The organism is Pseudoalteromonas sp. P1-25, from assembly GCF_001401805.1.
Classification (GTDB): domain Bacteria; phylum Pseudomonadota; class Gammaproteobacteria; order Enterobacterales; family Alteromonadaceae; genus Pseudoalteromonas.
Genome location: NZ_LKDW01000028.1, coordinates 1 through 13,833, shown reverse-complemented (window position 1 = coordinate 13,833; position 13,833 = coordinate 1). Strand labels below are relative to the sequence as shown.

Annotated in this window: 10 protein-coding genes and 1 tRNA gene; 7 read left to right on the top strand and 4 right to left on the bottom strand. The window is 41.2% G+C overall.

Going from position 1 to position 13,833, the window contains the following annotated elements:
* Positions 1 to 111: 111 nt before the first annotated feature.
* The 4 genes from AN393_RS15385 to AN393_RS15370 all read left to right on the top strand — a co-directional run bounded on the left by AN393_RS15385 (position 112) and on the right by AN393_RS15370 (position 5,888).
* Positions 112 to 1,146, top strand: coding sequence for an isoaspartyl peptidase/L-asparaginase family protein (locus AN393_RS15385; RefSeq protein ID WP_055016275.1), 1,035 nt, complete (start codon positions 112 to 114; stop codon positions 1,144 to 1,146).
* Positions 1,147 to 1,239: 93 nt separating this feature from the next.
* Positions 1,240 to 5,127 carry an ATP-dependent RNA helicase HrpA gene (gene hrpA / locus AN393_RS15380; protein WP_055018554.1) on the top strand — a complete coding sequence of 1,296 codons (3,888 nt, stop codon included), beginning with the start codon at positions 1,240 to 1,242 and terminating at the stop codon, positions 5,125 to 5,127.
* Positions 5,128 to 5,201: 74 nt separating this feature from the next.
* Complete coding sequence (locus AN393_RS15375; RefSeq protein WP_055016273.1) at positions 5,202 to 5,582, top strand: PleD family two-component system response regulator; 381 nt, start codon at positions 5,202 to 5,204, stop codon at positions 5,580 to 5,582.
* A gap of 9 nt (positions 5,583 to 5,591) precedes the next feature.
* Positions 5,592 to 5,888 (top strand): PilZ domain-containing protein, encoded by a 297-nt coding sequence (locus AN393_RS15370; RefSeq protein WP_055016272.1) that lies wholly within the window; start codon positions 5,592 to 5,594, stop codon positions 5,886 to 5,888.
* A 97-nt stretch (positions 5,889 to 5,985) separates the two neighbouring features.
* On the opposite strand, the gene AN393_RS15365 is transcribed toward AN393_RS15370, so the two are convergent.
* On the bottom strand, positions 5,986 to 7,176 hold the full coding sequence (locus AN393_RS15365; protein ID WP_055016271.1) for a class I SAM-dependent methyltransferase: 1,191 nt from the start codon (positions 7,174 to 7,176) through the stop codon (positions 5,986 to 5,988).
* A 139-nt stretch (positions 7,177 to 7,315) separates the two neighbouring features.
* Between AN393_RS15365 and AN393_RS15360 the strand changes: the two genes are divergently transcribed.
* Both AN393_RS15360 and AN393_RS15355 read left to right on the top strand, forming a co-directional pair.
* On the top strand, positions 7,316 to 7,972 hold the full coding sequence (locus AN393_RS15360) for an HD domain-containing protein (protein WP_055018553.1): 657 nt from the start codon (positions 7,316 to 7,318) through the stop codon (positions 7,970 to 7,972).
* Position 7,973: 1 nt separating this feature from the next.
* A complete protein-coding gene (locus AN393_RS15355; protein WP_055018552.1) occupies positions 7,974 to 8,402 on the top strand; it encodes a VOC family protein in 429 nt (142 codons plus the stop codon).
* Here the strand turns inward: AN393_RS15355 and AN393_RS15350 are convergent.
* Both AN393_RS15350 and AN393_RS15345 read right to left on the bottom strand, forming a co-directional pair.
* Positions 8,399 to 9,394, bottom strand: a complete 996-nt coding sequence (locus tag AN393_RS15350) for a two-component system response regulator (RefSeq protein ID WP_055018551.1) — start codon at positions 9,392 to 9,394, stop codon at positions 8,399 to 8,401. The genes AN393_RS15355 and AN393_RS15350 overlap by 4 nt on opposite strands.
* A gap of 9 nt (positions 9,395 to 9,403) precedes the next feature.
* Positions 9,404 to 12,736, bottom strand: a complete 3,333-nt coding sequence (locus AN393_RS15345; RefSeq protein WP_055018550.1) for an MHYT domain-containing protein — start codon at positions 12,734 to 12,736, stop codon at positions 9,404 to 9,406.
* Between the two features lie 298 nt (positions 12,737 to 13,034).
* On the opposite strand from AN393_RS15345, the gene AN393_RS15340 reads away from it, so the two are divergent.
* On the top strand, positions 13,035 to 13,685 hold the full coding sequence (locus AN393_RS15340) for a M48 family metallopeptidase (RefSeq protein WP_082422757.1): 651 nt from the start codon (positions 13,035 to 13,037) through the stop codon (positions 13,683 to 13,685).
* Between the two features lie 62 nt (positions 13,686 to 13,747).
* On the opposite strand, the gene AN393_RS15335 is transcribed toward AN393_RS15340, so the two are convergent.
* Positions 13,748 to 13,832, bottom strand: a tRNA-Tyr gene (locus AN393_RS15335).
* Position 13,833: the final 1 nt, after the last annotated feature.

Here is a 13,833-nt window from a genome sequence, read left to right as displayed (position 1 = left end):
TAATAAAAAGCGCCTAATGGCGCTTTTTTTATGCCATTAACCTTGCTTTAGTTGAAATTTTTGTTGTGACTATTCACATTGTTTTTAACCTATATGTAAAAAGAGCCCACGATGAAAAAAACAGTCTTATTATCGGTTTTAGCCAGCAGTTGCTTAACATTCAGTACACTAGCGTTAAGTGAACAAGCCCCGTTTGCCATTGCGATTCATGGTGGCGCAGGCACAATTGAAAAAGCCAAGTTTACCCCAGAGAAAGAAAAAGCCTACCGAGCTAAACTAGCCGAAGCAGTAGAGGCTGGTTACAGTGTGCTTGAAAAAGGCGGCGAAAGTTTAGATGCAATAACCACTGCCATTAAAGTATTAGAACAGTCACCTTATTTTAATGCCGGGCGCGGTGCCGTGTACACTTATGATGGCAGCCATGAACTAGATGCCTCAATAATGGATGGACGAAACCGTCAAGCAGGTGCAGTTGCTGGTGTAAAACACATAGAAAGCCCAATTGAATTGGCTCGCTTAGTAATGGATAACTCAGTACACGTAATGCTTAGTGGCCAAGGGGCTGAAGAATTTGCCAAAGAGCAGGGCGTTGAACTGATAGAAAACAATATATTTGATACTAAACATCGTTATGAAGCGCTTTTAAAAGCGAAGCAAAAATTAGAAAAAGAGCAAGCAACCAGCAAAAACTACCAAGCTGCACATAAAGCCCTGCCAACAAGTTATAAAATGGGCACAGTAGGGGCCGTGGCTCTGGATAAAAATGGTAATTTAGCGGCAGGTACATCTACAGGTGGCATGACCGCAAAACGCTTTGGCCGTATTGGCGATGCCCCTGTGATTGGTGCGGGTACCTTTGCTGAAAACGAGACGTGTGCGGTGTCGGCCACCGGTCACGGTGAGTATTTTATTCGCTACAGTGTTGCCAGTGATATTTGTGCACGTGTTAAATATCAAAATAAAACCATTGAGCAGGCAGGGGATGAGGTTATTAACCAAGTGCTTGCGCCTATAGGTGGTACAGGTGGTGTTATTATTGTGAATGCTAAAGGTCATATTAGTATGCCATTTAATACCTCGGGTATGTACCGAGCGAGCAAATCGAACACGCAAGCAACCTTTGTAGGAATTTTTAAAAACCAATAGCGATATATAAGCCTTATAGGGATTGTAGGATTAACGCTGCGCGTTTATTTTGATACTATTAGCCCTCATTTATTAAATTTATAAGGTGTGCGGGTGGTAAACCTAGGTCAGTTGTTTGGCGAGCTTAAAACGTGCTTAAAAAAAGATCAGTTTATATTTAAAAAACGCTTACATGGCGTAAAAAAAATACAAGACGAGACTAAGCAGGCCAATGTCCTTGAAAAAATAGCGGCTGATATTACCCGCAGCCAGCAGCTACGTGAAAAACGTTTAGCTGAGCTGCCCGCTGTAACGTACCCTGAACAATTACCGGTAAGTCAAAAAAAGGACGTCATTAAAGACGCCATTGCGAATAATCAAGTGGTGATTATTGCTGGTGAAACAGGCTCAGGTAAAACCACGCAAATACCAAAAATGTGTTTAGAGCTTGGCCGTGGGGTTGATGGCTTTATTGGCCATACTCAGCCAAGGCGTTTAGCCGCGCGCAGTGTAGCTAATCGCATTGCTGAGGAAATGAAATGTGAGCTCGGCCAACAAATTGGTTTTAAAATACGTTTTAGCGATCAGGTTTCTAATAATACGTATGTAAAACTAATGACCGACGGTATTTTGCTCGCCGAAATACAACAAGACCGTTTTTTAAATCAGTACGACACCATCATTATTGATGAAGCCCATGAGCGCAGCTTAAATATCGATTTTATTTTAGGGTATTTAAAAAACTTACTGCCAAAGCGCCCCGACTTAAAAGTTATTATTACCTCGGCGACCATTGATCCTGAACGTTTTTCAAAGCACTTTGATGATGCGCCCATTATTGAAGTATCGGGACGTACATTCCCCGTTGAGGTGCGCTATAACCCAATAAGCGATATAAATAAAGACGCTATGGAAGCCGAAGGCGACCAATTGCAAGGTATTTTTGATGCGGTAGATGAACTGTGCGCTGAAGGGCCTGGGGATATCCTTATATTTTTAAATGGCGAGCGCGAAATACGCGATACCGCAGAGGCGCTCTCTAAACGTAATTTAAAACATACCGACGTACTACCACTTTACTCGCGCTTATCTAACGCAGAGCAAAACCGTATATTTGCCCCGCATTCGCGCCGCCATATCATTTTATCAACCAACGTGGCCGAAACCTCATTAACGGTGCCAGGTATTCGTTATGTAATAGACCCAGGTACAGCGCGTATTAGCCGTTACAGCTATCGTACTAAAGTACAGCGTTTACCTATTGAGCCAATTTCTCAGGCAAGTGCCAACCAGCGTATGGGGCGTTGTGGCCGTGTTGAAGCGGGTATTTGTATACGTTTATACTCGCAAGATGACTTTATATCTCGCCCAGAATTTACAGACCCAGAAATACTGCGTACCAATTTAGCCTCTGTTATTTTGCAAATGTTGGCATTAGGGCTTGGCGATATGAGCGAGTTTCCGTTTGTACAAGCGCCAGATAGTCGCAATATTAACGATGGTTTAACTCTACTTGAAGAACTACAGGCGATTAAGCCGAGTAAAAAACGCCATCAAACGAGTTTAACGCAATCAGGTCGTGAGCTTAGCCGCTTACCGGTCGACCCGCGCCTAGCTAAAATGGTGCTCACGGCTAATAAGCTCGGTGCACTGCGAGAAGTTATTATTATTGTGGCTGCGCTGTCGATTCAAGACCCTAGAGAGCGCCCGCAAGAAAAACGTGCCGCTGCGAACGAAAAACACAGCCGCTTTGACGACCCTGACTCGGATTTTATTGCTTTTTTAAACCTTTGGAATTACCTAGAAGAGCAGCAAAGTGAGCTGACCAATAGCCAATTTAGAAAGTTGTGCCAAAAAGACTTTTTGGCTTATATGCGTATTCGTGAGTGGCAAGACATTGTTTATCAAATAAGCACTGTGTGCAGCGAAATGAAAATTAAAGCCACCACCCAAGTGGCTGACTCTGAGCTAATTCACAAAGCGCTACTGAGCGGCATGTTAAGTCATATTGGCTTTAAAGACGAAAAGCAAATATATAAAGGCGCTCGTAATAGCCAATTTCATATCTTTCCGGGGTCTGGATTATTTAAAAAGAGCCCCAAATGGATTATGTCGGCAGAGCTGGTAGAGACCAGTAAACTATACGCACGTATTAATGCCAAAATAGATATTAATTGGGTAGAGCCCCTTGCACAGCATTTAGTAAAACGAAGTTATTCTGAGCCGCATTGGGAGAAAAAACCAGGCGCTGTTATCGCGTTCGAGCAACAAACTTTATACGGCCTATTAGTGGTTAATAAACGCCGCTGTGTGTATAGCAATATAGACCCTAAAATTAGCCGTGAGCTGTTTGTACGCACCGCCTTGGTAGAGCAAGAGCTTGGCTTAAATGAGCAGTTTTTAGCGTACAACCGCGAGCTAATAGAAGATATTCAGGTGCTTGAGCATAAATCGCGACGTCGCGATATTTTGGTTGATGAGCAAACGTTATTTGAATTTTACGATAAAAAAATACCTAAAGAAATCAACAACCGTGCAGCCTTTATAAAGTGGTATAAAACGCAAAAACAAAAAGACAAACGCTACCTATACATGACCCGTGAACAGCTTATGCAACACGGTGCAAGTAATATAACTGAGTTTGATTACCCTGATACATGGCAGCAAGATAATATTATTTTACCGCTGAGCTATCATTTTGACCCTGGACAAGCCGTTGATGGGGTGGCTGTACAAATACCGGTCGCACTTTTAAACCAAGTGCAAGAAACTGGGTTTGATTGGCACATACCCGCCTTTAGGCATGAGCTAATAAGTGGTTTAATAAAATCGCTGCCTAAGTCGTTACGTCGTAACTTTGTACCTGCTCCTAATTACGCTGATGCTGTACTGGCAGCCATTGAGCCTATGCAAGGCAGCTTACTCGATGCACTTACTACACGCTTACTAAGAATGACAGGCGTAAAAGTAGAGATAGAAGCGTGGGATTTAAACGCACTGGCGCCTCATTTACGCTTACAGTTTGAGGTACGTGACGAGCACGATAAATTGCTTGCACGCGGTCTCGATTTAGCAAAACTAAAAGCACAGCTGCAAGGCAAAGTAACCGATACGCTGTCAAAAGTGGCCGATAAAGGCATTGAAAAAGCCGATTTAACACACTGGGATTTTGGCGCTTTGCCTGCCTCATACGTTAAAAAGCAAGGCCAATACGAAATAAAAGCTTACCCAGCGCTGGTAGATAAAAAATCCACTGCGGCAATTGAGCTCTTTGATAGCGAAGAAAAAGCACAGCAAGCACATCAGCAAGGTTTACGTCGTTTAGTATTATTAAATGTACCCTCACCAATAAAGTACCTTCAGCAAAACTTGCCCAATAAAGCTAAGCTGGGCTTGTACTTTAATCCGTTTGGTAAAATTGCAGATTTAATTGACGATTGTATTGCAGCCGGTGTAGACAGCTTATTATTAAAGCATGGTGATATACGCGATGAAGAGGCTTTTGATAAAGTTAAAGAGCATATTAGGGGCGAACTAGGCGATGCTGTGGTAGAAATTGCCACACAGGTTGAACAAGTTTTAAGCATTGCTCACGCGTTACATAAAAAAATGAAAGGGCGCGTCGATTTAACTATGATAACTGCCCATGGCGATATAAAATTGCAGCTTGAGTCTCTTATCTTCAAAGGGTTTGTGAGTGCTCACGGTGCAAATAAAATGCCTGACCTAATTCGTTATTTAAAAGCGATTCAGAAACGTTTAGAAAAACTGCCTGTTGATCCTAACCGCGATAGACTGTGTGTTTTAGAGCTTGAAAAAGTAGCGCAAGAGTACAAAAAGCTCGTAAATAAAATTCCAAAAGGCTTACCTATCCCGCAAGAGGTAGAGGCTATTTTTTGGATGCAGCAGGAGCTTAGAGTATCACTGTTTGCGCAAACCTTAGGTACCCCATATCCTATTTCTGCAAAACGCGTTATGAATGCGATAAAAGAGATAGAATAAAACTTGCATTTTCTATTAAGCTTAGTACCTTAATAGAAGGATTTATTTTTGGTTGAGAAGGAAGCGACATACCTATGTCCTCATCGGTTGAACATAAGATTAAGCGGTTGTTAGTTGTAGATGACGAGTATTTTAATTATGAAATGCTTAAATCTGCGCTGACTTCAAAATTTGAAGTTAGTTATGCCGACTCAGGCAAAAGCTGTTTGGCGTCTGCCATTGCTAACCCGCCGGATATTATTTTGCTTGATGTATGTATGCCAGGCCTAGATGGGTATGATACATGTCGGATGCTTAAGCACACGCCTGAGACTAAAAATATACCCGTTGTTATGGTATCGGGATTAGAGTCGCCTTCGGAAAAGCAGGCGGGGTTTGATGCAGGGTGTGATGCCTATGTGGTAAAACCGTTTTCGATGGGTACTTTATTTGAGCAAATAAACACGGTTGTTTAAAGGTGATGCATGTTTACTGAAGATAAGCGCAATTTTAGACGTATGCAGGTTAATACGCCTGCGCAATTAACAACAATAGAGCCTATTGCAGGGCTAAATTATACCGCAGAATGTGTGGATTTAAGTGCCACTGGTTTATCACTTCATTTAGATGATTTACTTGAACTCGATACTTTGCTACAGGTTAATATAGAGTCAACTCACCCAAGTATTGCCTCTTTAAACGCAACGGCCAAGGTTATACGTGCTAGCAAAGAGGACGATGGCACTATTACAGCAGGATTAGAAATAGTCCAGTTTAACTAAATTAAATAAGCACCTAGCTGGTGGCTTTTGCTATTGCGGGAGTTAAATTACGTTCGATTTTTATTACCTACGTCCTTGTAGGTAATTACAATAATTTTTAGTAAACCTTACAAATTAAGCCCTTTAAGTAAAAGCCTTCAGGGTAACTGCCCGCAATAGGGTGATCGGCCGCTTGATTTAAACGTTCCATAATCAATAGCTCTTTACCCGCATCTAGCGCAGCGTCTGCTACCACTTTTTGAAACAAATTTTGCTCCATTAATCCAGAGCACGAAAAGGTAAGTAATGTACCGCCTGGCTTTAAAATTTGCATAGCAATCATGTTTATATCTTTATACCCACGACACGCTCCAGTTAACTGTGCTTTGTTATCTGCAAACTTTGGTGGGTCCATCACAATAGTGTCAAACTGTTTGCCTTCATCTCTATACTGGCGCAATAGTTTAAACACATCTTGTTTTACAAAATCGACTTTATTTAAATCTAAGTTATTGTGCTCTACATTACGCTTAGCGGTATCTAACGCTGGTTGCGATACATCAACATTAGTAACGTGTTTACAACCACCGCGTAAGGCATACAATGAAAATGTACCTGTGTAGCTAAAGCAATTTAATACGGTTTTATCTTTTGAAAAACGCTCAAGTGCTGCGCGGCTATCACGCTGGTCAAGGTAAAAGCCTGTTTTGTGACCTTCTAAAATATCCACTTCAAGCTTTAGGCCATTTTCTTCAATAAGCACAGGTGCTGAAGGCTCGTTTCCCCACAAAACGCCTTTGATGGGCTCTAAACCTTCTTTGGTGCGCACGTCTACATCAGAGCGCTCATAGATATTTGCACCAGGAAAAATAGCCATTAATGCGCCTACAATTTCACCTTTATGGCGCTCAGCACCAGCACTTAATAGTTGACATACTAAGGTGTTATCAAACTTATCAATAGTAACACCAGGTAAATAGTCAGACTCAGCAGCACATAATCTAAATCCAGTTAAACCGCCTTCGGCGATTGCATGCTCGCGCGCGTGTAAAGCACGGCGTAAGCGACGCTCAAAAAATTCTTGGTCTATTAATTCTTTTTCATCAAAACTCCACACACGCGCTCTTATTTGTGAATGAGGGCTATAAGCTGCGGTGGCAAGAAATTTACCTTCACTGTCGTGTATTGTTACCGTATCACCTAGGCCTGGTTTACCTTTAATTTTTTTGATGGCTTTAGAAAATAACCATGGGTGTTTTCTTTTTAATGATTTTTCGCGACCAGCTTGGAGGTAAACGGCAGATGACATAAGGCTTCTCAGTAGTAATAAATAAGCGCTGTATTTTAGTCAAGCATAGGGCAACATACAATGAATGTTTTGCAAGGGAGGTGTAAAGCACGGTAAAGTATGAACAATTTTTATATTAATTTGTTTTTGGAACATAACTGTGGCCAACTCTGTTTTAACCCCTGAGTTACAACAACTAGACTCTCAATGTCGTACATTTATTACTTCGCTAATACATGCTGATGTAGCCCACGACATAACACATATAGAGCGCGTAGTACGTGTTGCTATTCAATTGTGTCACGCCGAGCAAGCCAATATGAATATTGTTTTGCCCGCTGCATGGATGCATGACTGTGTTGCAGTGGCAAAAAACCATCCTGACAGAGCAAAAGCGTCAACCATGGCGGCAGATAAAGCCATTGCGTTTTTAAAGTCAATTAACTATGACGCGAGTTTGTTTGATGATATTCATCATGCTATTGCCGCCCATAGCTTTAGCGCCAATATAGCGGTTAAAACTTTAGAAGCTCAAATCGTGCAAGATGCCGATAGGATGGACGCACTCGGTGCAATAGGTGTCAGCCGTTGTATGAAAGTAGGGGGTTCTATCAGTCGCTTACTGTACAACCCTGATGATCCGTTTTGTGTTAACCGCGAAGCAGATGATAAAACCTATACCCTTGATCATTTTTTTATTAAATTGCTTCATATTGCTAAGAGCATGAATACGCCCTCAGCTAAAGCTGAGGCAGAGCGACGCACAGCGTATATGTATGCGTTTTTAGAGCAGTTAAAATCAGAAATTGGCCAATAGTATGAGCGCTCCATTATTATCGGGCATAGATCACTGCCACCTAAATGTTGAAAACATCCAAGAAGCGCTAAAATGGTATAAGCGGGTACTAGGCTTTAGCGTAGTTGAAGAGCTTGCCTTTTGGGATGAAAATGGCAAAGGGCCACTCACACTTGAAGATACCGCAAAAACAACGCGTTTAGCGTTGTTTGAAGCACAAGGTCGGAGTAAAGGGATTGCGTTTGCTGCCACCGGCGCACAGTTTATTTGCTGGGTTGATTATTTAAATGGCTTAAATATAAAAACAGTACTGGCCGATCACGGTGTTACGTTTTCACTTTATTTTAAAGATAACAGTGGGAATAGCCACGAAATAACCTCTCGTGACTACCCGCACATAAAAGCGGTATATGGCGATGTAAAACAAGGCTCGCACAAGCGCAATACTTAGTCTTGCTCTTGATATGTATTTTTAATTGCGATTATAGCATCGAGCTTATTTACAAATAAATTGATAAGGTGGGGGTCAAAGTGTTTACCCGCTTGTGCTTGCATATGCTCAAGTGCTTCTTCTACACTCCAAGCCTCTTTATACGGGCGTTTTGAGGTAAGGGCATCAAATACATCAGCAATAGCTACAATACGCCCTTCAACCGATATTTGTTCGCCTTTTAAACCATGAGGGTAGCCACTGCCATCCCACTTTTCGTGGTGTTCTATAGCTAGTTTATGGGCAAGTTGTAATAGCGGAGATGAAGAATTTGCTAAAATTTGTGCACCAATAACCGCGTGCTGTTTCATGTGGTCAAATTCTTCAGAGGTTAATCGCCCAGGCTTTAATAAAATAGCATCCGGAATACCTATTTTACCTACATCGTGCATGGGGGCTGCTTGGCGAAGTAGCTCGGCTTGGTGTTCATCCATACCAAACTCTAATGCTAATAATTTACTGTACTGGCTCATCCTAGCAATGTGCTCGCCAGTGTCTGTGTCTTTGTACTCTGCAGCGCGACCTAAGCGATGTACTAAATCAACATGGGCTTGCTTTAATTGCTCGGCCTGCACAAGCGACAAATGTGTTTTAACTCGGGCGCGCACAATCGCAGGGCTAATGGGTTTAGTTATGTAATCAACAGCGCCAAGTTCAAACCCCTTAAACTCATCGCTTTCATCGCCCAGAGCCGTTACAAAAATAATTGGGATATGCGAAAGAGCGGGTGTACTTTTAACTATTTCGCATACCTCAAAGCCATTCATATCGGGCATCATGATATCGAGTAAAATAAGTTTAGGCTGTTCTTTTTCAAGCAGTGTAAGTGCTGCATCTCCCGATTTAGCAAAAGACATACGGTATTGATTACCTAATACTTCTCGCATAACTTTTAAGTTCGCAGGTTCATCGTCAACGATTAATATACGTGGTTTGTCGTTGCTAAAATCCATTCACTATTCTCATTCTTGGGTAAACTCTTTAATTAAATCGTTTAGCACATGTTGCGCCTGATCAAAGTCAAATTCATCAAACGCGTTTACAACCTCATTTATTTGAGTTTGTAAGTGTGCAGGGGCGTTATTTTCAAGCTGTGCAAGTAAATCATCGTTGAGCTCAGCACTTTGTGCTTCATGGTGCAACGTTTCACATAGTGACTTTAATTCAGCCGCGCTTAGCGAGCTTTTTTGCTCAGTATCTTCACTCTCAACACGCGTGATTGGTGCACATTCATCGCCTGATATTAATTGGGTTATTGTCTCTAACTCGTCTTTTATTTGAGTTACTAACGTTGTAGATTGTTCAGATGTCTGTTCGTGCTCTAAGTTGGCTAATAAAGTCATTAATGTTGTAAGGCCTAAATTACCTGCGACTCCTTTAAGGGTGTGTATCAGGCTATGCTCGTTTTTAATCTGCGATAATTTAGTATTAAATAAAATATCAAATCGTTTATTACTGTCATTTATAAATTTGGCAATTTCGGTTAACTGCTTGCATTTATTACCCCAAAGCATCACACCTTTTTCAAAGTCGATGTGCTTAGACTCTGGGTCTGATTGGCGAATCACCATATCTTTTGCAATACCTAAGCCAAGCACCTGCGCAATTTCTTGGTTAAGCTGATTTATATCTATAGGCTTATTAGCAAAGCCGTTCATGCCAGCTCGTTTAGCTGTAAGTTTATCCTGTTGTAGGACGCTGGCCGTTAGGGCAATAATAGGGGTGAATTTCAACTGTCTTTGTTTTTCTATGGCTCTAATTTTTGTGGTTGCTTCTATGCCATCACACTCAGGCATATGAATATCCATCAGGATGACATCAAAGCTTTGCTTTTCGAATATTTCCACAGCGTCTAAACCGGTGCTTGCCTTGGTAACTAAATGCTGATCTTTAGAAAGTAACAAAGAGAGTAACTCGGTGTTTTGCTCGATATCATCCACCACCAGCACTCTTAGTGAGGGTAGCTGGGTGTGTAGGCCATCGAAATGATCTATTTTCTCTGCATCGCCTTGTTTAAGAGGTAAAGAGAAATAAAAGCAGGTACCTTTATTTTCTTCACTGACTAGGTTTATGGTGCCGCCCATCAGCTCTACTAATTGTTTACTAATGGTTGTGCCAAGTCCTGTACCACCAAAGCGACGAGTTGTGGTGCCATCGGCCTGAACAAACGGCTGAAAAATAGCTTTAACACGGTCTTTAGCAATACCTATACCGGTATCTTGCACTTCAAAAAAGAGTTGCTCGGTTTGTGTGGTGCTTACAGTGAGCTCAACCGATCCTTGCTCGGTAAATTTAATAGCGTTACCGATTAGGTTGGTTAAAATTTGCCTTAATCTATCTGGGTCGCCATAGTAGGTGCTGGCAACAGAGTCTTTAATGTTTAACTTTAAGCGTAGGTCTTTCTTTTTTGCTTCAAGCCAAAATGTCGAAATAATGCTATCGAGTACCTGTTTCAAACTAAAGTGTACTGGTTCAATCGTTAACTTTCCGCGCTCGAGCTTTGCGGTATCAAGCACTTCATTAAGGAGTCTCAATAATGAACGCGCCGCATTATTGACTGTAACCAAATGTTTTTGCTGTTCTTGGTTTAGCGGTGTGTCCATGAGTAGGTCGCTAAAACCGATAATAGAATTCATTGGTGTGCGAATTTCGTGGCTCATATTAGCCATAAACGATTGCTTAGCGTGCGCAGCTTCTTCAGCTTGCAATTTAGCTTGTTCTAGTTTGTCTTCGTATTCTTTTTGCTCTGTAATATCTACTAATACCCCATCTATCCACTGCGGGTTATTCTCTTTATCAAGGGTTATACTGCCTTTATCGAGTACCCAGGCGACTTTACCGTTGCGGTGGCGTATACGGTATTCTACCGAGTATTTTAAGCTTGAGGTCATGGCTTGTGCTACGGCTTCGTTAACCGTTGGTTGATCTGTTTTTAAAATGAGATCATTAAATTCAATGCAGCTTTCTGTGAACTCTTCTGGCGTGTAGCCAGTGAGCTCAGTTATGGTCGGGCTGATAAATAACATGCTCCAGTTTTCATCGTATTTACAACGAAAAGCAGCGCCAGGCATATTATCCATCAAAGAGCGGTACTTTTGCTCTTTTTCAATAAGGCTTTGTTGCAAGGCGCGTTGTTCGGTTAAATCTGTAATAAAACCAACATATAATGGCATCTGGTCGGGCTGGTTAACTTCTCCTATGCCTAAGCGTATTGGGAAGAGGTGGCCATCTTTGTGCTTAGCAGAGACATCTCTATTTATACCAATTACCTTACCAAGATCTACATTTTTGGCGTTAGACAAATAGCCATCGTGGTGGCGAGCGATTTCATCGGCCATCAGCATTTTTACATTTTGCCCCTGAACGTCACTTTCTCGCCAACCAAAAATTTTGCTGGCCGCTTCGTTAAAGCTCAATATAATGCCGGTGTGATCTATAGTTACAATGCCATCAATAGCAGTGCCTAAAATAGCATTTAAGCGCGATTCATCCGCCGATTTCTCCTCAAGCAATAAGCGGTATCTAACCATGCCATTTATAACTGCAATAACACAAGTTATAGCAACCGTCGCGGTAGCTACGGCAATAGCCACAAAAGCAAGCTCAGTGGTTGACTCTTGATAATCAGGTAAAAGCGGTGTGGTTGCAACAAATCGGGTAGCGGCCATACCCATGTAGTGCATGCCTGCCACTGCTGAACCTAAAATAATAGCGGTAATAGCACGCGCTTGTATCTGTGATAAATTAGGTAGCAAACGCGTTAAATAATAACGGGTAAAAAGTGCTATAAACGATAAACCAACAGCGACTACAATCGATAAAGCAAACATGGCAGGGTCGTAACGTAGTAACGGTGCCAGCTCCATAGCAGCCATGCCACTGTAATGCATTGTGCCAATACCTGAGCCAAGTAAAATAGAGCAAATAATAAGGTGTTTGAAAGAGCCTTGCGATTTTACTAAAATCGAAAAGGCATATTGGCATGCAATAAATGCAGGTAAAAAAGATAAAAGGGTTATCAGCGGATCATAACTTATATCTGTGCATAGCGAAAAAGCCAACATACCTATAAAGTGCATGCTCCATATGCCGGCCGATAAAACAGTGGCTCCGGTTATATTGGCTAGGCGTTTATAGCTTTCGAACTGTGTTTGCTTAGCTACATCAACTAACCATACGGTAAAAAAGGCTGCAAAAATAGCGGTAACGACCGATAAACTAACCAGTATAGGGTTATATGCACCATTGATAATAAGGCTCGGATCTTGATCGGTTATAAAAAATGCAGAGAGCATAACGACTCAAATTAGTATCTTTATTAAACTAGTTTAATAGATTTATTATATAAATAAACTGTTAATCTAATAATTTATACTATAAATCTGTGAAGTTACTTTTTCTTGTAAAAATATTAACATACGCAGTGCACTTCATTAATAAAACGTTATTTTGAGTTAGTAAAAAATACTGAACCTATTTATTTATCGTTAAATAACTACATTGAATAGATAAGGCTTTATAATAGGCTTTTTTAGATTTTGAGCATACACCTTGTTTGAGTATCAGTTAAAGCGAAGTACAAGGCGTAAAACAGTGGCAATAAAAGTGAGCCAACAATTAGTTACTGTTTATGCACCTACGCACGTATCAAAAATACATATAGAACAATGGCTGCTCAGTAAAAAAGAGTGGGTAGCTGCGCAATTACATAAACAACTTAATGCTATTGATGTTCAGCAACACCCATTTAAAAGTCAGAAAGTTACGGTGTTTGATAAACCATATACTATTACTTTCGCTAAAGGGACACGCGCATATGTTCAGCAGTCCGACAGCGAGTTTATTATTTACACTTCTAAGCGAGTAAAAAAACAGCTCGAAAAACGTAAGCAGCTACTTTGCCTTGCTCTTGAAGAAATGCTAACAAACTACATTGAAATGCGTTTAGCTTATTATTGCCAACAGATGTCAGAAGCATTACCGACTAAATTGACGATTGGAAGTTATAAACGTAAGTGGGGGAGTTGTAATTCTCGACGAGAACTAACCTTTAACCTAAACCTTGTTGGGGCACCGCATCATATAATTGATTATGTTATTGTGCACGAATTGGCTCATTTAACGCATTTAAACCACAGCAGCGCTTTTTGGAAGCGCGTAGCTAAATTCTATCCCGATTATAAATTGGCATCAGCATGGCTTAAAAACCATGGGGCAACATTACAGTGGGTATTTGATAATTAGTCTAAAAATGAAATTTAAATAGTGATGAAAAAGAGATAGAAAAAGATACTTAAGATAAGAAGTGGTGGAGGGAGCTGGATTCGAACCAGCGAAGGCTGAGCCGTCAGATTTACAGTCTGATCCCTTTGGCCGCTCGGGAACCCCTCCA